General features: G+C 72.6%; 20 protein-coding genes. 15 read left to right on the top strand and 5 right to left on the bottom strand.

All coding sequences use genetic code 11. The features are described from left to right. Window positions 1-74 precede the first annotated feature (74 nt). The 10 genes from AB0M97_RS04025 (at window position 75) to AB0M97_RS03980 (ending at window position 11,648) form a co-directional block, all read left to right on the top strand. Window positions 75-1,010 (top strand): sugar ABC transporter permease, encoded by a 936-nt coding sequence (locus tag AB0M97_RS04025; protein WP_365959138.1) that lies wholly within the window; start codon window positions 75-77, stop codon window positions 1,008-1,010. Further along, window positions 1,007-1,903 (top strand): carbohydrate ABC transporter permease, encoded by an 897-nt coding sequence (locus AB0M97_RS04020; RefSeq protein ID WP_365959137.1) that lies wholly within the window; start codon window positions 1,007-1,009, stop codon window positions 1,901-1,903. The genes AB0M97_RS04025 and AB0M97_RS04020 overlap by 4 nt, the downstream gene beginning before the upstream one ends. Continuing rightward, window positions 1,900-3,078: a Gfo/Idh/MocA family oxidoreductase gene (locus tag AB0M97_RS04015; RefSeq protein ID WP_365959136.1), complete on the top strand. Its 1,179-nt coding sequence runs from the start codon at window positions 1,900-1,902 to the stop codon at window positions 3,076-3,078. The genes AB0M97_RS04020 and AB0M97_RS04015 overlap by 4 nt, the downstream gene beginning before the upstream one ends. Beyond that, complete coding sequence (locus AB0M97_RS04010; protein ID WP_365959135.1) at window positions 3,075-3,920, top strand: PmoA family protein; 846 nt, start codon at window positions 3,075-3,077, stop codon at window positions 3,918-3,920. Before AB0M97_RS04015 ends, AB0M97_RS04010 begins: the two co-directional genes overlap by 4 nt. Further along, window positions 3,917-5,449 carry a family 43 glycosylhydrolase gene (locus AB0M97_RS04005; RefSeq protein ID WP_365959134.1) on the top strand — a complete coding sequence of 511 codons (1,533 nt, stop codon included), beginning with the start codon at window positions 3,917-3,919 and terminating at the stop codon, window positions 5,447-5,449. The genes AB0M97_RS04010 and AB0M97_RS04005 overlap by 4 nt, the downstream gene beginning before the upstream one ends. Window positions 5,450-5,541: 92 nt before the next feature. After that, the gene (locus AB0M97_RS04000) at window positions 5,542-6,906 is read left to right on the top strand and encodes a sugar ABC transporter substrate-binding protein (protein ID WP_365959133.1); all 1,365 of its coding nucleotides are present in this window, start codon (window positions 5,542-5,544) and stop codon (window positions 6,904-6,906) included. Between the two features lie 164 nt (window positions 6,907-7,070). Continuing rightward, window positions 7,071-7,871 carry a rhamnogalacturonan acetylesterase gene (locus AB0M97_RS03995; RefSeq protein ID WP_365959132.1) on the top strand — a complete coding sequence of 267 codons (801 nt, stop codon included), beginning with the start codon at window positions 7,071-7,073 and terminating at the stop codon, window positions 7,869-7,871. 63 nt (window positions 7,872-7,934) lie between these two features. After that, a complete protein-coding gene (locus tag AB0M97_RS03990) occupies window positions 7,935-9,206 on the top strand; it encodes a pectate lyase (RefSeq protein WP_365959131.1) in 1,272 nt (423 codons plus the stop codon). A gap of 137 nt (window positions 9,207-9,343) precedes the next feature. Continuing rightward, entirely contained in the window at window positions 9,344-10,474 is a 1,131-nt protein-coding gene (locus AB0M97_RS03985; protein WP_365959130.1) for a pectinesterase family protein, read from the top strand. Next, on the top strand, window positions 10,458-11,648 hold the full coding sequence (locus tag AB0M97_RS03980) for a dienelactone hydrolase family protein (protein WP_365959129.1): 1,191 nt from the start codon (window positions 10,458-10,460) through the stop codon (window positions 11,646-11,648). Before AB0M97_RS03985 ends, AB0M97_RS03980 begins: the two co-directional genes overlap by 17 nt. A gap of 170 nt (window positions 11,649-11,818) precedes the next feature. Here the strand turns inward: AB0M97_RS03980 and AB0M97_RS03975 are convergent, their stop codons facing one another. The 5 genes from AB0M97_RS03975 to AB0M97_RS03955 form a co-directional block, all read right to left on the bottom strand. Next, on the bottom strand, window positions 11,819-12,478 hold the full coding sequence (locus AB0M97_RS03975) for a response regulator transcription factor (protein ID WP_365959128.1): 660 nt from the start codon (window positions 12,476-12,478) through the stop codon (window positions 11,819-11,821). After that, window positions 12,475-13,719, bottom strand: coding sequence for a histidine kinase (locus tag AB0M97_RS03970; RefSeq protein ID WP_365959127.1), 1,245 nt, complete (start codon window positions 13,717-13,719; stop codon window positions 12,475-12,477). The genes AB0M97_RS03975 and AB0M97_RS03970 overlap by 4 nt, the downstream gene beginning before the upstream one ends. Then, window positions 13,716-14,735: a hypothetical protein gene (locus tag AB0M97_RS03965; RefSeq protein WP_365959126.1), complete on the bottom strand. Its 1,020-nt coding sequence runs from the start codon at window positions 14,733-14,735 to the stop codon at window positions 13,716-13,718. The genes AB0M97_RS03970 and AB0M97_RS03965 overlap by 4 nt, the downstream gene beginning before the upstream one ends. Before the next feature lie 102 nt (window positions 14,736-14,837). Further along, the gene (locus AB0M97_RS03960; protein ID WP_365959125.1) at window positions 14,838-15,311 is read right to left on the bottom strand and encodes a GNAT family N-acetyltransferase; all 474 of its coding nucleotides are present in this window, start codon (window positions 15,309-15,311) and stop codon (window positions 14,838-14,840) included. A gap of 3 nt (window positions 15,312-15,314) precedes the next feature. Next, the gene (locus tag AB0M97_RS03955; RefSeq protein WP_365959124.1) at window positions 15,315-16,088 is read right to left on the bottom strand and encodes an IclR family transcriptional regulator; all 774 of its coding nucleotides are present in this window, start codon (window positions 16,086-16,088) and stop codon (window positions 15,315-15,317) included. A 151-nt stretch (window positions 16,089-16,239) separates the two neighbouring features. On the opposite strand from AB0M97_RS03955, the gene AB0M97_RS03950 reads away from it, so the two are divergent. The 5 genes from AB0M97_RS03950 (at window position 16,240) to AB0M97_RS03930 (ending at window position 22,232) form a co-directional block, all read left to right on the top strand. Then, window positions 16,240-17,769, top strand: a complete 1,530-nt coding sequence (locus AB0M97_RS03950; protein WP_365959123.1) for an aldehyde dehydrogenase (NADP(+)) — start codon at window positions 16,240-16,242, stop codon at window positions 17,767-17,769. A gap of 606 nt (window positions 17,770-18,375) precedes the next feature. After that, a complete protein-coding gene (locus tag AB0M97_RS03945; RefSeq protein ID WP_365959122.1) occupies window positions 18,376-19,092 on the top strand; it encodes a class I SAM-dependent methyltransferase in 717 nt (238 codons plus the stop codon). A 334-nt stretch (window positions 19,093-19,426) separates the two neighbouring features. Further along, complete coding sequence (locus AB0M97_RS03940; RefSeq protein ID WP_365959121.1) at window positions 19,427-20,056, top strand: MOSC domain-containing protein; 630 nt, start codon at window positions 19,427-19,429, stop codon at window positions 20,054-20,056. Continuing rightward, window positions 20,049-21,209, top strand: a complete 1,161-nt coding sequence (locus AB0M97_RS03935; RefSeq protein ID WP_365959120.1) for a cytochrome P450 — start codon at window positions 20,049-20,051, stop codon at window positions 21,207-21,209. Before AB0M97_RS03940 ends, AB0M97_RS03935 begins: the two co-directional genes overlap by 8 nt. A 69-nt stretch (window positions 21,210-21,278) precedes the next feature. Further along, window positions 21,279-22,232 carry a nucleoside hydrolase gene (locus AB0M97_RS03930; RefSeq protein WP_365959119.1) on the top strand — a complete coding sequence of 318 codons (954 nt, stop codon included), beginning with the start codon at window positions 21,279-21,281 and terminating at the stop codon, window positions 22,230-22,232. The last annotated feature ends 28 nt before the right edge of the window (window positions 22,233-22,260 follow it).

Below are 22,260 nucleotides of genomic sequence, written 5' to 3'. Positions count from 1 at the left end.
CGGCCGGGGCCCCCGCACAGCACGACAGAAAGCGCTTCACCCCGCACGAGAACGCTCACGAACGGAGAACAGTCATGGCCCAAGCCGCAGCCGTGGCGAAACCGCCCGCGCCACCTCGGCGGCGCCGTGCCTCCGCCACTCCGCGCAGGCTTCCCTACCTGCTGATCGCCCCGGCCGCCCTGCTCATGCTGGGCTTCATCGCCTACCCGGTCCTCAGCGTCTTCTACTACAGCCTGCAGCACTACAACCCCACCAAGCCCTGGCGCAACGGCTTCGCGGGCCTCGACAACTTCGTCCACGCCTTCACCGAGGACCCCATCTTCTGGGACACCCTCGTCTTCAGCGCCAAGTGGGTGTTCGTCGAGGTCACCCTCCAGCTGCTGTTCGGCCTGGCACTCGCCCTGATCGTCAACCAGACCTTCGTCGGGCGGGCGGTCGGCCGCGCCCTGGTCTTCTCCCCGTGGGCCGTCTCCGGCGTCCTGACCTCCGCGATCTGGGTGCTGCTCTACAACTCCCAGACCGGCATCAGCCGCTACCTCGCGGACCTGGGCATCGGCTCGTACGGCACCAGCTGGCTGTCGGACACCTCCACCGTGTTCCCGGCGGCGATCGTCGCCGACCTGTGGCGCGGCGTGCCCTTCTTCGCGATCCTCATCCTCGCCGACCTCCAGTCCGTCTCCAAGGACCTGTACGAGGCCGCCGAGGTCGACGGGGCCAGCCGCATCAAGCAGTTCTGGCACATCACGCTGCCGCACCTGAAGGACGCCATCATCCTGTCCACGCTGCTGCGCGCGGTGTGGGAGTTCAACAACGTCGACCTGCTCTACACCCTGACCGGCGGCGGGCCCGCGGGCGAGACCACGACCCTGCCGCTCTACATCGCCAACACCAGCGTCGACGCCCACAACTTCGGTTACGCGTCGGCCCTGACCACGGTGGCGTTCGTGATTCTGCTCTTCTGCTCGATCGTCTATCTGCGGCTGAGCAAGTTCGGAGGCGACAACAAGTGATCACCCAAGAGGCCACCGCGGTCGCCCCCGCGCCCGCCCGCGTCACCCCCGAACCCCCGCGCCCGCCCGCCCGGCGCCGCGCCTGGGACGAGGCCCCGCGCTGGCAGATCTACCTGCCGCTGGGCGTCTACCTCGTCTTCACGCTGATCCCGTTCTACTGGATCCTGCTGTTCGCCCTGCGCCCGCCCGGCTCGACCTCGCTGGTGCCCTGGCCGATGACCTTCGAGCACTTCGACAAGGTGTGGACCGAGCGCAGCTTCGGCGTCTACTTCCAGAACAGCGTGCTCGTCGGCCTCGCCACCCTGGTGATGACGACGGTCGTCGCGCTGGCCGGCGGCTACGCCCTCGCCCGGTTCGACTTCCGCGTCAAGCGGGCCTTCATGCTGGCCCTGCTGTGCTCCCAGTTCGTGCCCGGCGCGCTGCTGCTGGTCCCGCTGTTCGAGATCTTCGCCGAACTCCAGATGATCAACTCGCTGGGCAGCGTCATCATCGCCGAGACGGTGTTCCAGCTGCCGCTGTCGATGATCCTGATCAGCAACTTCATCAAGAACGTGCCGTACTCCCTGGAGGAGGCGGCCTGGGTCGACGGCTGCGGCCGGATGAAGGCCTTCCGGATCATCGTGCTGCCGCTGCTGCGGCCCGGCCTGATCGCCGTCGGCTCCTTCGCCTTCGTGCACTCCTGGAACCACTTCCTGTTCGCCCTGATGTTCCTCAACAACCAGAGCAAGCAGACCATCCCCGTCGGCCTCAACACCCTGATGAGCGCCGACAGCGTCGACCTCGGCGCGCTCGCCGCGGGCGGCATCATCGCCGCCGTACCGGTCGTGCTGGTCTTCGCCTTCATCCAGAAGTGGCTCATCACCGGCTTCAGCGCGGGGGCGGTGAAGGGATGAGGAGCCGGCAGACCAGCACACCGCTGCCCGTCGTCCTCGCCGGGGCCCGCGGCCACGGACGCTGGCACCTCGCCAACATCCGCCGCCTTCAAGGCCGCGGCCTGGTCCGCCTGGCCGGCGTCTGCGAACTCACCCCGCTCACCGGCGACGAACTCGACGGCCTCGGCACACCGGAGCAGTCCGCCGACCTCGGCGCCCTGCTGGACTCCACCGGCGCCCGGATCGCCGTGATCTGCACGCCCATCCCGACCCACACCGACCTCGCGCTCACCGCCGCCGAACGGGGCGTCCACATCCTGCTGGAAAAGCCCCCCGCCCCCTCCTACGCCGCATACCGCCGCATGGCCGACGGCGTCGCCGCGGCCGGCGTGGCCTGCCAGATCGGCTTCCAGTCGCTCGGCTCGCACGCCGTGCCCGCGATCCGCGAGCTGATCGCCGAGGGCGCCATCGGCGACCTCACCGGGCTCGGCGCGGGCGGCGCCTGGGCGCGCGACGAGGCGTACTTCCGGCGCGCGCCCTGGGCGGGCAAGCGGCGCATGAACGGCACCGACGTGGTCGACGGGGTGCTCACCAACCCCCTCGCGCACGCCGTCGTCACCGCCCTCGCCCTCGGCGGCAGCACCCGCGCCGAGGACGTCACCGCGATCGAGACCGAGCTGCTGCGCGCCAACGACATCGAGGCCGACGACACCTCGTGCGTGCGGATCACCACCGCGCAGGGCCACCCGGTCACCGTCGCCGTGACGCTGTGCGCCGAGGAGCCCGGCGAGCCGTACGTCCTCGTGCACGGCAGCAGCGGCCGGATCACCTTCTGGTACAAGCAGGACCGCGTGCTGCTCCAGCGCGCCGGGCACGGCCCCGAGGAGACCCGGCACGGCCGCACCGACCTGCTGGAGAACCTCGTCGCCCACCTCACCGAGGGCGCCGCACTGCTCGTCCCGCCGGACGCGACGGGCGCCTTCATGACCGTCGTCGAGGCGATCCGGCGGGCCCCCGACCCGGACCCGCTGCCGCCCGGCTCCTGGCGGCGCGTCCCCGGCGAGAACCGCCGCGTCGTGCCCGGCGTCGACGGGCTGGTCGCGGCAGCCGCCGACACCCTCGCGCTCTACTCCGAACTCGGCGCCCCCTGGGCGCTTCCCGCGCCACACCGCCACCAGGGGGTGAGCGCCCGATGACCGGCAACGACTCCGCGGTCCTGCGCGTCGCGGGCCGCCCGGTGGGCCGGTACGTCGTCCGGCCCGAGCTGCCCGCCCGGCTGTCCCCGCGCCCGTACCTGCACCCCGTCACCACCCTGTCCGGTGTGGCCGTCACCGAGCTGAGCCCCGCCGACCATCCCCACCACCTCGGCGTCGGTGTCGCCGTTCCCGACGTCGAGGGGCACAACTTCTGGGGCGGACGGACCTACGTGCGCGACCGGGGCCCGACCGAGCTGGACAACCACGGCACCCAGCGGCACACCGCGTTCCAGCTGCGCGACCCCGACGGCTTCGTGGAGGAGCTGCGCTGGGTGGCCGCCGGGACCGAGCTGCTGCGCGAGCGCCGCACCGTCGCCGCCACCGGGCTCACCCCCACCGCGTGGGCCCTGGACCTCACCTTCTCCCTCACCAACGCCACCGACCGCCCGCTGACCGTCGGCAGCCCGGCCACCAACGGCCGCCCCGGCGCCGCCTACGGCGGATTCTTCTGGCGGGCCCGCAAGGAGGACACCCCACCGGACGTCTTCACGCCCGGCGCCGAGGGCGAGAGCGAGGTGCACGGCAGCCGCGCCGACTGGCTGGCGCTCGCCGGTTCCACCTGGACGCTGGTGTTCGCCGGGGCCACCGACGCCACCCGCCGCGACCCGTGGTTCGTGCGCACCGCCGAATACCCGGGCGTCGGCTCGTCGCTGGCGCACACCGGGCGCGTCCCCGTCCCGCCCGGCGGCACCCTCGTCCGCCGCGTCGTCACCGTCGTCGCCGACGGCCGCCTCGACCGGGACACGGCCGCCGCCCTGGTCCGCAAGGCGGTGAGCCCGTGACCGCCGAGCAGAGCGACACCACCTACCGCAACCCCGTCCTGAACGCCGACTGGTCCGACCCGGACGTGATCCGCGCAGGCGACGACTTCTACCTCACCGCCTCCAGCTTCGGCCGCGCCCCCGGCCTGCCGCTGCTGCACTCCCGCGACCTCGTCAACTGGACCCTGGTCGGCCACGCCCTCGAACGCCTCGAACCCGCCGGGGAGTTCACCGCGCCCCGGCACGACTGCGGGGTGTGGGCACCGTCCCTGCGCCACCACGACGACCGCTTCTGGATCTTCTGGGGCGACCCCGACCACGGCATCTTCCAGGTCAACGCCCCCCGCATCCGCGGCCCCTGGACCCGGCCGCACCTGGTCAAGGCGGGCAAGGGCCTGATCGACCCCTGCCCGCTGTGGGACGAGGAGACCGGCGAGGCCCACCTCGTGCACGCCTGGGCCAAGTCCCGCTCCGGGATCAAGAACCGCCTCACCGGACACCGCATGCGCCCCGACGGCACCGGCGTCCTCGACGAGGGCAAGGTGATCGTGGACGGTGACCGCATCCCCGGCTGGTTCACCCTCGAGGGCCCCAAGCTCTACCGGCACGACGGCTGGTACTGGATCCTGGCGCCCGCCGGGGGAGTGGAGACCGGCTGGCAGGGCGCCTTCCGCTCCCGCGACTTCTTCGGCCCCTACGAGGAGCGGATCGTCCTCGAGCAGAAGGACACCGACGTCAACGGCCCGCACCAGGGCGGCTGGGTGCGCACCCCGTCCGGCGAGGACTGGTTCCTGCACTTCCAGCAGCGCGGCGCCTACGGCCGGGTCGTCCACCTCCAGCCCATGACCTGGGACGCCGGGGGCTGGCCGGTCCTGGGCGAGAACGGCGCCCCCGTCACCGAGCACCGCCGCCCCGCGCTGTCGCCGCAGCCGCCCGCCGCGCCCGCCACGGACGACGACTTCCCCGGCGGACGCCACGGCCGCCAGTGGCAGTGGACCGCCAACCCCCAGGACGGCTGGGCCACCCAGCACTCCGCCGACGGGCTGCGGCTGACCTGCGTCCGCTCGGCCGGCGCGCACGATCCGCGCACCCTGCCGAACGTGCTGACGCAGCGGCTGCCCGGCATGCCGTGCCTGGTCGACGTCGAGCTGAGCCTGGCCGGTCAGGCGCCGGGCGCCCGGGCCGGGCTCGCCGTCCTCGGCGACGCGTTCGGCTGGATCGGGCTCCAGCGGGGCGCGGACGGGCAGGCGCACCTGGTGCACCGGTTCGGCGAGAGCGTCGCCGAGAGGGAGCGGGACGCCGCCCACCCGCGGCCCGCGCCCGACGGCCGGGCCCGGCTGCGGATCGAGATCCGCGCAGGGGCGCGCTGCCGGTTCTCCGCCGACACCGGTGACGGCTTCCAGCCCTCGGGACCGGTGTTCGCGGCGACCCCCTGGCGCTGGGTCGGCGCCCTGCTCGGCCTGTTCGCCGTCGCCCCGGACGGCCACGGGCACGCCGGCACCGCGACCTTCACGCGCTTCCGGATCACGCCCGCGCCCCTCACGCCCTAGCCCTTCACCCCTCACGCCCTCCACCGAGGCTCCCGGGCCTCGCCCCCCACAACGTCACATCACCGCCGTACCCAGAAGAAAAGAGCCGACCAATGAAGATCAGCATTCGCAGCAGCAGAAGCACCGGCAGGCGCCGCACCACGGCCGCCGTCGCCCTGGGTGCCGTGCTCGCCCTCACCGCCACCGCGTGCGGTGACGACGGCAGCGGCGCGGGCGGCGACAGCGGCGCCGACGGCAGCGGCAAGGGCAAGATCGTCTTCTGGGACAACAACGGCGGTGTCCGCACCGACATCTGGAAGGAGATCATCGCCGACTTCGAGAAGGCCAACCCGGACATCGACGTCGAGTACGTCGGCATCGCCTCCACCGAGTACCAGTCGAAGGTCGACACCGCCCTGCAGGGCGGCGGCCTGCCGGACGTCGGCGGTGTCGGCGCGGCCATGCTCGCCGGGTTCGCCGCGCAGGACGCGCTGGAGCCGCTGGACTTCCGCCTCGCCAAGTCCACGCTGAACGGCAAGCTCAACGAGGACATGCTCACCTCCATGAAGGCCGCGGGCGGCGGCGACGACCGGCTGTACTCGGTGCCGACCTCCGCCAACAACGGCGTCCTGTACTACCGCACCGACCTGTTCGAGAAGGCCGGCCTGGACGAGCCGTCGACCTGGGACAACTTCTACAAGGCCGCGGAGAGGCTCACCAACGTCCGCAAGAACGAGTTCGGCTACACCATCCGCGGCGGCGCCGGCTCCATCGCCCAGGCGATGGACGCGATGTACGGGCAGTCCGGGATCACGTCCTTCTGGAACTCCACGGGCGAGAAGACCACCGTCAACGACCCGAAGAACGTCGAGGCGCTGAAGAAGTACGCGGCCCTCTACAAGAAGGTCACCCCGGCGGCCGACCTGAACAACGACTTCACCAAGATGGTCGCCCAGTGGGACTCCGGCACCATCGGCATGCTGAACCACAACCTCGGTTCGTACCAGGACCACGTGAAGGCCTTCGGCACCGACAAGTTCCGGGGCATTCCGCAGCCGACCGGTCCCGGCGGCAAGCGCGTCCAGGTGTCCAACCCGGTCGACGGGCTCGGCCTGTTCAAGAGCTCCAAGAACAAGGACGCGGCCTGGAAGTTCATCGAGTTCGCCGCCTCCCACGAGTCGAACTCGAAGTTCAACGAGTCGGCGGGACAGGTGCCGGCCAACACCGACGCGGCGAAGGACGCGTGGGTGGAGAAGGCGGAGCCGACGAAGCTGGCCGCGCAGGCGCTGTCCGACGGGTCGACCACGATCGTCCAGCTGCCGTACTACCTGCCGGACTGGAACACGATCTCCAAGGCCGACAACGAGCCGAACTTCCAGAAGGTGCTGCTCGGGAAGATGAGCGCGAAGGACTTCCTGGACACGTTGGCCGAGCAGCTGAATGAGGCGCAGGCGGAGTGGAAGGGGCAGAAGGGCTGACGGTCCTGCTGGAAGGGTCGCGGTTTCGCCGGGGGCGGTCCGTGAGGTCTCGGGCTGCGGGCCGTCCCTGGTCGCTCGCGCCCACGCGGCGGAGCCGCATGTCACCACAGTCCCGCGCCCCGAGAAGGGGCGCATCCCCTCCGTATCCTGAAAGGCACGGGATCGTGTCGCTGAGCCGTAGACAGGTTGGTTTCGCCGCCATGGCTGCCGTTCCCCTCGCCCTCGGTACGGGCGGTGTGGTCCGGGCCGGGGAGCGGCGGAGGCGGACTCTTTTCGTCGCCGGGGACTCCACCGCCGCGCAGAAGTACGCCGACGCCGCTCCCGAGACCGGGTGGGGAATGGCCGCCCCCTTCTTCCTGCACTCGGGGCTGGTGGTGGCCAATCACGCCGTGAACGGGCGCAGTTCGAAGAGTTTCGCCGACGAGGGGCGGCTGGACGCCGTGCTCGGGGCCATCCGGCCCGGGGACGTGCTGCTGATCCAGTTCGCGCACAACGACGAGAAGGCCGCGGACCCGGCCCGGTACACCGAGCCCTGGTCGACGTACCAGGCATATCTGCGCAGGTACGTCGAGGGTGCCAGGTCCCGTGGCGCCCGGCCCGTGCTGGCCACGCCCGTGGAGCGGCGGCGGTTCGACGCGGGCGGCAACGCGCTGCCGACGCACGGCGAGTACCCGGCGGCGATGCGGGCGCTGGCCGCCGAGGAGCAGGTGGCGCTGCTCGACATCCAGGCCCTGTCGCTCGCGCTGTGGCAGCGGCTGGGCGCCGAGGAGACGAAGAAGTACTTCAACTGGACCGCGACCGAGCAGGACAACACGCACGTCAATCCGCCGGGTGCGATCGAGGTCGCGCGGCTCGTGGTGCGGGAGCTGCTGCGCACCCGGGTGCTGGCGCCGCGTGACGTGCGCCGCCTGGACGACGCGGTCCCCGAGTCGTGGATCACCTGGCCCGAGGCCACCCCCGCGTAAATCCCCGAAGGACCGAAGAAGGAGAGCCGCACTGTGAACAGACATATATGGCATGGGCATGCCATGAAGGTGGGTGTGCTGGCCGGGTGCACCGCGCTCGTGCTGTCCCTGACCGGGACCGCCGCGCAGGCGCACGGCGACATCGCCCGGCAGACGCTCCGCGCGGGCGACGGCTGGGGCTCCCACGGCACCGGCACCACCGGAGGCGCCGCCGCGGACGCCGAGCACGTCCACACCGTGACCACCTGGGCGGAGTTCAAGGCCGCCCTCGCGGCAGGCGGCGACGCACCGAAGATCATCAAGGTGAAGGGCATGATCGACGCCGTGGCCGACGGCTGCGAGGCGTTCGAGGCCGAGGGCTACGACTTCGACCGGTACCTCGCCGACTACGACCCCGCTGTGTGGGGGTACGACACCCCGGTCAGCGGTACGCAGGAGGACCTGCGGGCCGCCTCGGCGAAGAACCAGGACGCGGCCATCAAGGCGAGCGTCCCCGCCAACACCACCATCATCGGCGTCGGCCGCAACTCCGGGATCCTCGGCGGCAGCCTCCAGATCCGCGGCGTCGACAACGTCATCGTCCGCAACCTCACCATCGAGGCCCCGCTCGACTGCTTCCCGCAGTGGGACCCGACCGACGGCCCCACCGGCGCCTGGAACTCCGAGTACGACGCCGTCGTCGTGTACGGCTCGACCCATGTGTGGATCGATCACAACACGCTCACCGACGGCCGCCACCCGGACAGCTCCCTGCCGACCCATTACGGCGAGGTCTACCAGCAGCACGACGGCCTCCTCGACGTCGTGCGCGGCTCCGACTACGTCACCGCGTCGTGGAACTCCTTCAAGGACCACGACAAGACCATGCTGATCGGCAACAGCGACAGCGCCGCCGCGACCGACACGGGCAGGCTGAAGGTCACGCTGCACCACAACCGCTTCGAGGGCATCGTGGAGCGCGCCCCGCGCGTGCGCTTCGGCCAGGTCGACGCGTACAACAACCACTTCGTGGTGACCGCCGGCCAGCGCTACGGCTACACCTTCGGCATCGGCAAGGAGTCGCGGCTGTACGCCACGCACAACGCGTTCTCGCTGGCGGACGGCGTGAGCGCCGCCAAGACGCTGAAGAAGTGGAGCGAGGCGCCCCTCACCGCCGAGCACAACTACGTCAACGGCCGCCTCACCGACCTGATCGCCGTGCACAACGCGGAGATCCCCGCCGAGACCCTGCGGTCCGGCGCCGGCTGGACACCCACCCTGCGCACCAGGGTCGACCCGCCGCGCGCGGTCCCCGCGATCGTCGACCACCGCGCGGGCGCCGGCCGGCTGCGCTGACCCGCCCCGAGGACCGGCCGGGGCGGACCGCACCGCATCCCCAGCTGGGGTGCGCCGCCCCGGCCCCCGTACCACCCCTCCCACGGCGAGGACGTACCCGACCCGCCCGCACGAGCCGCACACCAAGGAGCACCCGCATGCCCCCGTCCAGAAGAGGGTTCCTGCTGGCGTCCGCCGCGGCCGGTGCCGCGCTGGGCCTCGCGCCCGGCACCGCCTCGGCCACCGCCCGCCCGCGCCCGTTCGGCCGGTACGGCTCACCGGCCGCCCGCCTCACCCCGGGCACCCTGTACGTCGACCCGCACGGCCGCGGCGACTTCACCTCCGTCCAGGCCGCCGTGAACGCCGCGACCGGCGGCGGCCGGACCCTCGTCGTCGCACCGGGCGTCTACCGCGAGACCGTCTCCGTCGACCTCACCCGTACGGACATGACCTGGCTCGGCGCCGGGGACGGGCCCCGGGACGTCGTCATCGTGTACGGCAACGCGGCGGGCACGCCCAAGCCCGACGGTTCCGGCACCTACGGCACCAGCGGCTCCGCCACCACGACCGTCAGGGCGGACGGCTTCACCGCCCACCGGATCACCTTCGCCAACGACTGGCTGCGCGCCGACCACCCGGGCGTCCCGGGCACCCAGGCCGTCGCCCTGAAGGTGACCGGCGACCGCTCCGCCTTCCACCACTGCCGCTTCCTCGGCCACCAGGACACCCTCTACACCGACACGAACTCCCTGGGGCTGTTCGCCCGCCAGTACTTCGCGCACTGCTACGCCGAGGGCGACGTCGACTTCGTGTTCGGCCGGGCCACGGCCGTCTTCGAGCACTGCCATTTCCGCACCCTGACCCGCACCGACCTGTCCGGCGCCCCGTACGGCTTCGTGTTCGCGCCGTCCACGGCGGGCGCCAACCCGCGCGGCCACCTCGTGACGCACAGCCGCATCAGCAGCGAGGCCCCCGACGCGTACTACAAGCTGGCCCGCCCCTGGGTGCCCAGCTCCGACCGCACCGCCCGCCCCATGCTCACCGTCCGCGACAGCGTGCTCGGCGCCGGCATCGACGCGGTCGCGCCCTACGCCACCATGTCGGACGCCTACCCGTGGCAGGCGCAGCGCTTCGCCGAGTACCGCAACTGCGGGCCCGGCGCCGAGGTCACCGTCCCGGAGAACCGGCCGCAGCTGACCGCCGAGCAGGCCGCGTCCCACACCCGTGAGGCGTACCTCGGTGACTGGGCGCCGTGGCGGGAGGCGGACCGGCATGGCCGACGGCCGTGACGCCGTGGGCCGCCGCGCGTTCGTGACGTCGGCGGCCACCGCCGCGCTCCTGACCGGCCGGGCAGCGGGCAGCGCCGAGGCGGCCGAGCCCGCCGGCAGCGGCCTGCCCCCCTTCCACGAAGTGCTCAAGGACGAGCTGGACTTCCCGCTCGCCTGGGGCACCTCCCCGGTCCGCGACTTCGGGGCCTGGCGCCGCGCCGCCCGCGCCAAGGTCGAGGAACACCTGCTCGTCGACCGGCAGCGGGGCGTGCCGTACGCCCCCGAGTTCACCGGCCGCGCCGACGGCGACGGCTTCACGCGCGAGCTGGTCACCGTGTCCCTCACCCGCTACGAACGCGTCCGGGGCGCCCTGCTCACCCCGCACGGCACCGGGCCCTTCCCCGCGGTGCTCCTGCTGCACGACCACGGCGCGAAGTTCGACATCGGCAAGGAGAAACTCGTCCGCCCCTGGTACGACGACACCCGGCTCGCCTCCGCGCGGGCCTGGGCGGACCGGTACTTCAGCGGGCGCTTCGTCGGCGACGAACTCGCCCGGCGCGGCCATGTGGTGCTGTGCCTGGACGCCCCGGGCTGGGGTGACCGCGGTCCCGTCGGCTACGACCAGCAGCAGGCCCTCGCCTCGAATCTCTTCCACCTCGGTTCCTCGCTCGCCGGGCTGATGGCCCGCGAGGACGCCCGCGCCGCCGCATTCCTCGCCGGTCTGGACCGGGTGGACGCCCGCCGGGTCGCGGCAGCCGGGTTCTCCATGGGCGCCTACCGCGCCTGGCAGACGGCCGCGCTCAGCGACCACGTGGCCGCGGCGGCGAGCGTGTGCTGGATGACCGGCCTGAAGGAGATGATGGTGCCCGGCAACAACACGCTGCGCGGGCAGTCCTCGTACTACATGCTGCACCCCGGCCTCGCCCGCCACCTCGACATCCCCGACGTGGCGAGCATCGCCGCCCCGCGCCCGATGTACTTCCTCGACGGCGAGCACGACACCCTGTTCACCGCCGAGGGAGTCCGCACGGCCTACGGCAGGATGCGAGCCGTCTGGCGTTCCCGGCACGCCGGGGAGCGCCTGCGCACGGAGGTGTGGCCGGGGCTCGGGCACGTCTTCACGGCACCCATGCAGGAGGAGGTGTTCGGCTGGCTCGACGCGGTACTCACGGGTGACCGACGTCCGCCGGGGTGAACCTGCGCTCCGGGCCTGGTGCCCACGGGTGAACCTCTCCTCGCGGTGGTCTCCGGCACCCGGACGGGACCGGGAGCGCAGCAGTGCCCCGCGCACGGGACCTCGAATGCCGTACGCCCCGTCGACCCCGACGGGGTACACGGCGGAGGGCCGCGTCCGGTTCGACGCGCTCACCGGGAGTTCATGAAACCCGCCTCGTACGCGGCGATCACCGCCTGCGTGCGGTCCCGGGTGCCGGTCTTCGACAGCACCGAGGCCACGTGCGTCTTCACGGTGGCCGGGCCGACGTCCATGCGCCGCGCGATCTCCGCGTTGGTCAGCCCGCCCGCCATCAGCCGCAGCACCTCGCTCTCGCGGGCCGTCAGCCGCGCCACCCAGGGCGGCGGCGCGGGGTTCGCGCGCGCGTGCTCGGCGGCCAGCGCCCGCACGGCCGACGGGAACAGCAGGCTGTCGCTGCGCGCCACCAGCCGTACGGCCGCCACGAGTTCGTCGGCGTCGGCCCGCTTCAGCAGGAACCCGGCGGCCCCGGCGCGCAGCGCGTCGTACACGTAGGAGTCGTTCTCGAAGGTGGTCACGACGACGATCCGGGGCGGGTCGTCCAGCGTGGTGAGGATCCGCTCCGTGGCGCGGATGCCGTCCGTCCCGGGCATCCGGACGTCCATGAGCACCACGTCGGGCCGCGTCTCGCGCACGACCGACACCGCCTCCGCGCCGTCGGCGGCCTCGCCCACCACCTCCAGGTCGGGCTCGGCGGAGAGGATCGCGCGCAGCGCGGTGCGCACCATGCGCTCGTCGTCGGCGAGGACGATCCTCAGGGGCGGACGGCTCATGCGGGTCCCTTCATCGGCAGGCGTACGTGCAGCCGCCACAGCCCCTCGTCCGCGCCGGCCCGGGCGGTGCCGCCCAGCAGCCGGGCCCGGTCGGCGATGCCGCGCAGCCCGTGACCGCCGCCGGGGCGGGCACCGGTGCCGGGGGCGTCGCCGAGGGGGTTGGTGACGGTGATCTCCAGATGACCGTCGGCGATCCCCAGCCGCAGGTCCACGGCGGTCCGGTCACCGGCGTGCCTGAGGGCGTTGCTCAGCCCCTCCTGCACGATGCGGTACGCCTCCCGGGACACCAGCGGCGGCAGCGTCCCGACGCCGGTTCCGACGGTCGCCGTCACGCTCGCTCCGCCCGCCCGGGTGCGGCGCAGCAGCCCGTCGAGGTCGGACTCGAGAGTGGGCGCGGGGGCCGTGCCCGGCGCGTCGCCGTCCCTGAGCACGCCCAGCACGGCGTCGAGTTCGCCGACCGTGCGCCGGGTGGTGTCCTCGATCGCGGCGAGGGCCTCCCGGGCGAACTCCGGATCGGCGTCCAGGACGCGGCGGGCCGCGCTGGCCTGGAGCATCACCGCGCTCAGCGCGTGGCCGACGGAGTCGTGCAGCTCCCGGGCCAGCCGGTTGCGCACGGCCAGGTCCGCGGCGCGCGCCTCGGCCGCCGCCAGCCGGTCCTCCGGACCGGGCCCGAGCAGCACCGGAGCCCACCGGGCCAGCAGCGCCCCGCTCCCGGCCGCGCAACCGGCCAGCGCCAGCAGCACGGCGACGCCCGCGACCGGGGACAGGGCCAGCGCCCACGGCTCGCCGAACACCTCGGGCAGCCCCAGCCGGCTGTCGCCCAGGGCCACGACGAACGGCAGCACGATCAGCAGCGCCCCGAACGGCGGTACGGCGAGGGTCATGCCCGCGACGATCCCGCCGAGCCCGAGATGCAGCGTGAACCACAGCGCGGTACGGGCCTTCTCGCCCCGGCCGCGGGCGGGGCCGTACGCCAGCCGGTCGTCGTCGATGCCGCACAGCCAGCGCACGGCCCCGGCCTCCAGCGGCCGGGTCAGCGGGAACAGCGACGTGACGGCGGCGACCGGCAGGCCCACGGCGAACGGGGCCAGCGGCATCGGCCCGAGGATCGCCCCGGTGGCCTGGCCGAGGACCAGCTCGCCGGCGAGGACGTACGGCATGGCGAGCGCGCCGCCGAGGATCAGGTGGATCCAGCGCAGCCGCGCCCGCCGGCCGAACAGCAGCCGGGCGGCGTCCCTCACGCCGCCGGGCGCTTCGCGGCCGTGGCGGACCGCTTGGCGAGGCAGTGGGCGGCGACGGTGGCGACGAGCAGGCCGACGGTCATCTGGCCAGAGTAGGCGAGGTACATCAGCCCCGTCGGCCGGTCGCCGGGATCGTCCGAGGGCACCAGGGAGGCCGCCGCCATCCAGCCGCCCCAGCAGGCCACGGCACCGGAACCGGCCCAGGCGAGCGCCAGCGGCACCCGCACCGGCAGCGCCCGGCCGCGCCGGAAGGCGAGCAGGCAGCCCGCGGCGACCGCGACCAGGAGGAAACCGGCGTACAGGGCTTCCAGCACGTAGAAGTCACTGCCGCGGTCCGCGACGACGCCCTCGCTCAGCCCGGTCGTGCCGCCCGACGCCCACAGCAGCCGCAGGGCGAGCGGGTACAGGGCGAGCACGGCGGCGGCGACCGCGGCGGCCCGCTGCGCCGGGCCCATGAGCCCGGCCGGCAGGTCCCCCACCCTGCCCTGCCACAGGTGGCCCCAGCGGTCGCGGGCGTAGCGCACGAACAGGGTGCCGAGCGCGAGGCCCTGCACGATGAAGCCGCCGTAGACGACGGCGAACACCCAGTCGGCCAGGAACGGTTCGCCCGAGCCGCCGTCCGTGCCCGGGGCGCCGCCGCCGAACGCGGTCACCAGCAGCTGGAGCGGATACCCGGCCATGATCGGCGCGAGCAGCCCGGTGGCGGCCCACATCGGGAAGGCCGGCAGCCAGGCGGGCACCCGGCGCCCCCACGGCCGGGTCAGCAGCAGCGCCAGCACGATCACCGCGCTGTCCATCAGCACGGTGAGGACGTTGGCGACGACCAGGCTCGTGCGGTTCTCCAGCAGCGGACTGCCCGCCGGGACACCGATCCGGCTGCCGGCGATCCAGGCGATCTTCAGGGAGACGTACGGCAGGCAGGACAGGACGGCGACCGCGCGCAGCAGCCTGCTGGACGGGGGGAGGGCGGGGCCGCCGGCGGCGCGGGCCGGGGCGGGAGCGAGTGACTGCGTCATGCGCCAAGACTCCCGCGCGCACCGTCCCCGGCACGTCCTGCACACCGACGATCCGCCTCCGCCGCACGGGGGAGGGGCGTGTCGTCGCCGCCGGTGAGGCCGTCACCCCTCCAGCAGCAGGACCACCTCGTCGATCTCCCCGCCCCGCGCGGGCGCGTACCCCGTGGTCAGCGCCGAGTGGCGGAAGCCGCACTTCTCCAGGACGCGCAGCGACCCGGCGTTGTCCGCCGCGGTACGCGCGTACAGCGGGCGCTCCGGTACCTCGGCCAGCAGCGCCCGCAGCGCGGCGGTGGCGATGCCGCGCCCCCAGTACGCCCGGTCGATCCAGTACGTGACCTCCCGCTCGCCCGGCTCGCCGTACACCGCGGCGTTGCCCACCACGTCCCCGTCGGCCAGCACCGTGCGCACCAGCACGCGGTCCGAGGCGCGCAGCCGCTTCCAGTGGGCCTCGAAGACGTCCCGGTCGGCGGGGTCCTCGGGGGTGAAGGCGGCCATGCGCAGCGACTCGGGGTCGTTCAACTGGCGGTAGAACACGGGAAGATCACTGTCGTGCACGGCACGCAGGGCGATGTCCACGGATCAGAGCCTCCGGGTGGCGAGCGTGAGGCGGTCGCGCGCGTCGAACAGCGCGTCCTTGACGAGCTGCTCGTGCGCCGGCGTCAACCGCGCCACCGGCACCGAGCAGCTGATCGCGTCGCGGGCCGGTGTGCGGTAGGGGATCGCGACGCCGAAGCAGCGCAGCCCCAGGGTGTTCTCCTCGCGGTCCACGGCGAAGCCCTGCTCCCGCACCTGGTGCAGCTCCTCGATGAGCTTCTCCCGGTCGGTGATGGTGTTCTCGGTGAGCGCGGGCAGCGTCTCCGGGAGCATCTTGCGGACCTGTTCGTCCGCGTAGGTGGCCAGGATCGCCTTGCCCAGCGAGGTGGAGTGGGCGGGCAGCCGGCGGCCCACGCGCGTGAAGGGGCGCAGGTAGTGCTGCGACTGCCGGGTGGCGAGATAGACGACGTTCGTGCCGTCGAGGCGGGCGAGGTGGATGGTCTCCGTGGTGTCGTCCGACAGCCGGTCCAGTGTCGGGCGGGCCGCCGCGACCACCTCGTCGCCGTCGATGTACGAGGTGCCGACCAGCAGGGCCCGTACGCCGATCCCGTACCGGGTGCCCGTCGCGTCGGTCTCCACCCAGCCCAGTTCCACCAGGGTGCGCAGCAGCATGTAGAGGCTGGACTTGGGGTAGCCGACGGCCTCCTGGACCGCCGTCAGGGAGTGCATGCCGGGCCGGGCCGCGAAGTACTCGAGCAGCTCCACCGTCCGCACCGCGGACTTGACCTGCGCCCCGCCGCCCGCCTCGCCTGCCGACATCGCCGTTGACCCCTTCGTTCGACGAGCACGTGGAGATATAGTCTCCGCACAGCATTCATCATCAGAGACAGCGTTCAGTATATCGAACGCCCCTGGTGGATCGTACAGAACTGCGGCAGTGCATGCGGCAATCAATGTGAAGGGATCTGCGGTGGCAGCAGCACCAGTCTGGAGTGTCGACCCCCGAACCGGGAAGCAACGTGAACAGGTTGCGGTGGAAGCCACAGCCCAGGAGGTGGACGCCGCCGTCCGCGCCGCCCACGCCGCGCGGGGCGCCCTCGCCGACCGCGCGGTGCGCTCGGCGTTCCTGCGTTCCGCCGCCGACGAGCTGGAGGCGGCGAAGGACGGCCTCGTCGAGACCGCCGACGCCGAGACCGCCCTCGGCCCGGTCCGGCTGACCGGCGAACTCGCCCGCACCTGCTACCAGCTGCGGGCCTTCGCGGACATCGTGGACGAGGGCGCCTTCCTCGACGTCGTCATCGACCACCCCGACGACACCGCGACCCCGCCCGTCCCGGACCTGCGCCGCTACAAGGTGCCGCTCGGCGTGGTCGCCGTCTATTCGGCGTCGAACTTCCCGTTCGCCTTCTCCGTCGCCGGCGGCGACACCGCCAGCGCCCTCGCCGCGGGCTGCCCCGTCGTCGTCAAGGCCCACCCCGACCACCCGGCCCTGTCCGAGCTGGTCGCCAAGGTGCTGCGCCGCGCCGCCGCCCGGCACGACATCCCCGAGGACGTGCTCGGGCTGGTGCACGGCTTCGAGGCCGGCATCGAGCTGATCAAGCACCCGCAGATCGCCGCGGCCGGCTTCACCGGATCCGTGCGCGGCGGCCGGGCCCTGTTCGACGCGGCGGCCGCCCGCCCCGTCCCCATCCCCTTCCACGGCGAGCTGGGCTCCCTGAACCCCGTCGTGGTCACCGAGGCCGCGGCCGGTGAGCGCGCCGAGGCGATCGGCACGGGCCTGGCCGGCTCGATGACCATGGGCGTCGGCCAGTTCTGCGTGAAGCCCGGGCTGGTGCTCGCCCCGTCCGGCCCGTCGGGCGACCGGCTGGTGAAGTCCCTGACGGAGGCCGTCAGCAACACCGACGCCGGTGTCCTCCTCGACCACCGCATGCGCGACAACTTCGTGGCCGGCGTCGCCGAGCGCGCCCAGCTGCCCGACGTGGACTCCCCGGTGACGCCGGGCGCGGGCGGCGAGCACACCGTCAGCCCGGGCTTCCTGACCGTCCCGGCGGGCCGGCTGGCCGACGAGGGCGAGCACGACCTGCTCCTAGAGGAGTGCTTCGGCCCGGTCACCGTCGTCGCCCGCTACGACGACGAGTCCGAGGTCCGGGCCGTCCTGTCCCGCCTGCCCGGCAACCTCACGGCGACCGTCCACCTCTCGGAGGAGGAGACGGCGGGCCAGGGCCGCGGCACGGAGATCCTCCAGGAACTGACGCCGCTCGCGGGCCGCGTCCTGGTCAACGGCTGGCCGACGGGCGTCGCGGTCGCCCCCGCCCAGCACCACGGCGGGCCGTACCCGGCGACGACCTCGACGTCCACGTCGGTCGGCGGCACGGCCATCGAGCGCTGGCTGCGGCCGGTGGCGTACCAGAACACCCCCGAGGCGCTGCTGCCCCCGGAGCTGCGCGACGACAACCCGCTCGGCGTGCCCCGCAGGTTCAACGGCCGCCTGGAGCGCTGACCGCGACGCAGGGAAAGAGGACGGGACCGCCGGTCCCGTCCTCTTTCGTATGCGGCGCCCCGGACCGGCAGTTTCCGGACATCGAGGAAGACTGGCACCAAGGCCACGAAAAGGCCTGATCCAGAGGCTCTGCTTGACCGCGAGCGGCAGCCGTGCGCGCTTTTTGGCCAGCGTCGGCGACGGGCTCCGCCCGGGCCCTTTTCCGCTGTGACCCGCGCCTTTATCGGCCCGCAGGGCGGGCGGGCGCGGAAATGATCAGACTGATTTGAGACTGCTTCCGCCTTGAATTAACGGCGTCGATGCGTTCGCCGAGGTGGACAGTTACACTCGACTTGTTCGGCTGCTTTCGCTCTGTCGTTTTCCGGAAGCTGATGCCGTCGTTGTGTGCACGGGCCGGCGTCCTCCGACGTTTCGCGGCCCGGTCAGCTCTCCGGTCGCCCGGTTCGCCGGTCGACGAGGTTCCTCCGGTGGCGTGCCGTCCCGCCCGGACGGCACGAGCCACCGGCATGTTCGCTGCTCAGGCTCGACCTGCCCCACGCCTCCCTGTCCCGGTGGAGACGCGGGGCACCTTCCCGTAGTAGTCACCGCGCAACGAGAGGGAGTCAAGTGAGTCGTTTCGAGACCATGTGGGACCGTTTCTGGACCGAGCTGCCCCAGGGGCCGGGAACCTCACCCTGGGACGTGGACCCCACCTACGTCGCCCATGCGCACCTCCACCTGTTCGGCAGCGTCCTCGACCCCTCACTTCCCGTCATCGACGTCGGCTGCGGCGACGGCGCCCAGACCGCGGCCATCGCCCAGCACTTCGACCGGGTCATCGGCGTGGACGTGGCGCCGAGCGCCGTGGAGCGCGCCCGGGAGCAGCACAGCGCCCCCGGCGTCTCGTACGAGCAGCTCGACCTGCTCAAGCCCGAACAGGCCGCCGCGCTGCACGACCGCATCGGCGACGCGGGCCTGTACGTGCGGACGGTGCTGCACGCCTTCACCCCGGACGAACTGAAGCTCGCCACCACCTCTCTGGCCCACCTCGCCGGCAGCACCGGCGGGGCGTTCTTCTACGAACTCGCCCCCGCCAGCCGGGACTTCATCCTCGGGCAGCTGCAAGGCGGCGGCGTGCCGGCGGAGAAGTTCGGCTTCGTCTTCGACCGTGTCCCGCTGCCGGCGGTCCGCGAGGAGGGGACGCTCCAGCGTGAGCTGGAGGCGGCCGGTTTCGAGATCCTCTCCACGGCACCGATCGACTACCAGGGCACCGTCAAGTCCGGCGAACGGCACGTCAACGTGCCCGCGTTCTTCATCCAGGCACGGGCGAAGGGCGCGCGCTAGGCGAGCCGGTCCCCGGCCGAGCGGTGACGCCTGACGGGGCGGCCGGCGGCGTGCGCGAGCACGCCGCCGGCCGGTCCCGCATGCCGTCGCCGGCAAAAGGCATTCACGAATTCACGTAATTCACGAACAGCCCGGAAAGCCGAGGCTGTTGTTTTGGCGTGCCGTGAAATGCCCGCACATCCGACGGCAATGCATTCCCAGTATGGGCCGGTTGACCAACGTTGTAAGCGGTGTTAGCTTTTTTGACATGGGGTACATTCTTTCGATCAATACGGGCCCATGTGTTCCCACCGAATTCGCGCGACGGAAGAAGTCCGCGATCAAAAAGCTGCCGGTGTCCGGAGGGATAACGGTCGGTAAATTAGGGCTGGAAGGCGACGAGCAGTTCGCGGATTTCCACGGCGGTGAAATGCAGGCCGTCTACGCGTATGCGCGGGAGGACCTGGACTGGTGGTCCGAACAGCTCGGTGTGCCGCTGCGCAACGGCATGTTCGGAGAGAACCTGGACTTCGCCGGGTTCGACGTCAACGGCTCGGTTCTCGCGGAGAAGTGGCAGGTCGGCGAGGTCCTGCTGCAGGTCATGGCGCCGCGCATGGCCTGCGGGACGTTCGGCGGCTGGATGCAGCAGGAGGGCTGGGCCAAGCGTTTCAACGCGGCCCGCCGCCCCGGCGCGTACCTGCGCGTCCTCAAGGAGGGCCGCATTCACCCGGGAGATCCCGTGGAGCGCGTCTGGCGCCCGTCCCGGCAGATCACGGTGGCCGAGTCGGTCGGAGCGATCCTGGACGACCAGGACGTCCTGCGGCGCATCATCGACATGGCGGACCACGAGCCCGACTGGGACCGCACGGCCATGATGTTCCACGTGTCGAACCGGACCCGCTCCGGGGCGACGGCGCAGCCGCCGAAGGAACAGGCAGCCGCTTCCCCGCCGAACGCCACGAGCGTGGACGGCTCCCATGCTTGACGTCTTCGGGGACTACAGCGCCCGCGATCCCTTCACGGCGCTGGCCGACGCGGTGCGGGCCTGCCCCTACCAGGCGGCGGCCGAGAACGGCGGCCCCTACGCGCTGCGTGCCGCCGATGTGCGCAAGCTGCTGACCACCGGCGACGTCTGGGCGCAGCGGTCCGCCGACCGCAGGCTGGCCGGCCTGTCGGAGCGGGACGCCGCGCGCAGGACAGAGCTGAAACGCTTCCTCTCCCACTGGCCGGTGTTCTCCGACGGCGAGTACCACCGCCGGGCGCGCCGCACGGTGGTCCGGCTCCTGCGCGGCACCGTGACACCGGAACTGGCCGCCACCTGCACCGAGCTGTTCGAAGCGCGTCTCGCCACGCCCCCCGGCGAGAGGTTCGACTGGCTGGAGGAGGTGGCCCGCCCGACGGGACGGGAGGTGATCGCCACCCTCGTCGGACGGGCGGACGCCGCCCGGCTGATCGGGCTGAGCGAGGCCGTCATGGACGAACTCGCCGCGGCGCACCTCGACATGACCCTCATCGACCGCGCGCTGGAGGCGGTCGCCGAACTCCGGTCCTGGCTGGAGACGGCCCGGACCGATCCGCCGACGCCGGTCGTGGCGAAGCTGGCGAAGGTGTGGGACGACCCGTCCTTCGGCCCCGAGGCGGCAACGGCGTACCTGACGCAGATGATCACCGGGGCCTACGACCCCACCACCACGGCCCTGTGCGTCGTGGGGGACCGCCTGGGGGCACAGGCCCTGCTCCAGCTGCCCGTGGCCGTCCTGCGCGAGGAGGTGTTCCGCCTGGGGACGCCCTTTCGCTTCGCCACCCGCTACGCGCGTCGACCGGTGTCGGTCGGCCCGTACCGGCTGGAGCCCGACGACCGGATCAACCTCTGCCTGGGGACGGCGAACCTCGACCCCGAGGCGTTCCCGGATCCCCTGGAGATCCGTGACCGCGGCAAGGGCATCCGCCCCCTGAGCTTCGGCGCCGGCAAGCACTACTGCCCGGGCGCCCTCCTCGCGCGGACCGTCCTGGAGGCGCTGCTGACCTCGCTGCAGAAGGCGCGGGTCGTCTTCGAGGCGGAGCACGTCGAGCGGGAGCCCGAACTGCCCATGCTGCGGTACCGCAAGCTCCTGGGCTCTCTCGTGCCCGCCGCCTGAGCGGGCCGCCGGCCGGGGCGCACCCGGCACCACATCCGTCCAGCATCCCCCGCCTCCTCACTCCCACCCTTGGAGTCCGCGTTGCGCACGCTGATCATCGACACCGATCCCGGACTGGACGACGCCCACGCCCTCGCCATGGCCCTCACCCCGTCCCCGAAGCGGCCCGCCGCCCGGGTGGACGCCATCTGCACGGTCGCGGGCAACGTCGGCATCGACGCCGTGACCGCCAACGCGCGCTGGCTCCTCGGCGCTTTCGGGGAGGAGGCGGCCCGGGTCCCCGTGCACCGGGGCGCCGCCGGTCCGCTGGCCGGCGCATGGGTCGGCGCCGCCGACATCCACGGGGCGGACGGGCTCGGCGAGATGACGAGATGGCCCGTCACCGAGGTCACGGAGCACGCGTTGCCCGCGGCCCTCGCCCTGGTGGAGGCCGCGCGCCGGGACCCGGGAGGGATCACGCTGGTGGCCCTCGGCCCGCTCACCAACATCGCTCTCGCCCTGCGCCTGGAACCGAAGCTCCCCGACCTGCTGGCCCGCGTGGTGGTGATGGGCGGCGCCGTGTACGGCAGGGGCAACCTGACCCTCAACGCCGAGTTCAACTTCGGCGCCGATCCGGCGGCGGCCGACCTGGTGCTGGCCCACTTCCCGGACCTCACGCTGCTCACCTGGGAGGCGACCCTGGACCACGCCTTCACCCGGGAGGACTTCGACTCCTTCTTCACCGGCGACTCCCCGGCGGCCACGAGCCTGCGGCACCTGGTGGACAACCGCTACCTGACCGACCCCGGGTACGGGAAGCGGTCGGCGTACTGGCGGGCCGACCCCCTGGCGATGGCGGTCGCCCTGGACCCGTCCGTCGTCACCAGGGCGGCACGGCACCGGGTCTACGTGGGATACGGGCCGGGAAGCGCGGCGCACGGGGTCACCGCCGTCGACTGGCGGGACCTTTGCTCGGACCGGCCCCCGGTCACCATCGTGCAGGAACTCGACCACCCGAGGCTGCTGGACCTGCTGCGCATCTGACGCCCGCGGGGCCGCACCGCCCGCCCGA

The sequence above is a fragment of the Streptomyces sp. NPDC051207 genome (assembly GCF_040682395.1).
Lineage (GTDB): Bacteria > Actinomycetota > Actinomycetes > Streptomycetales > Streptomycetaceae > Streptomyces.
Note: the sequence above shows the minus strand (reverse complement) of the source record. Positions and strands in the feature narration are given on the sequence as shown.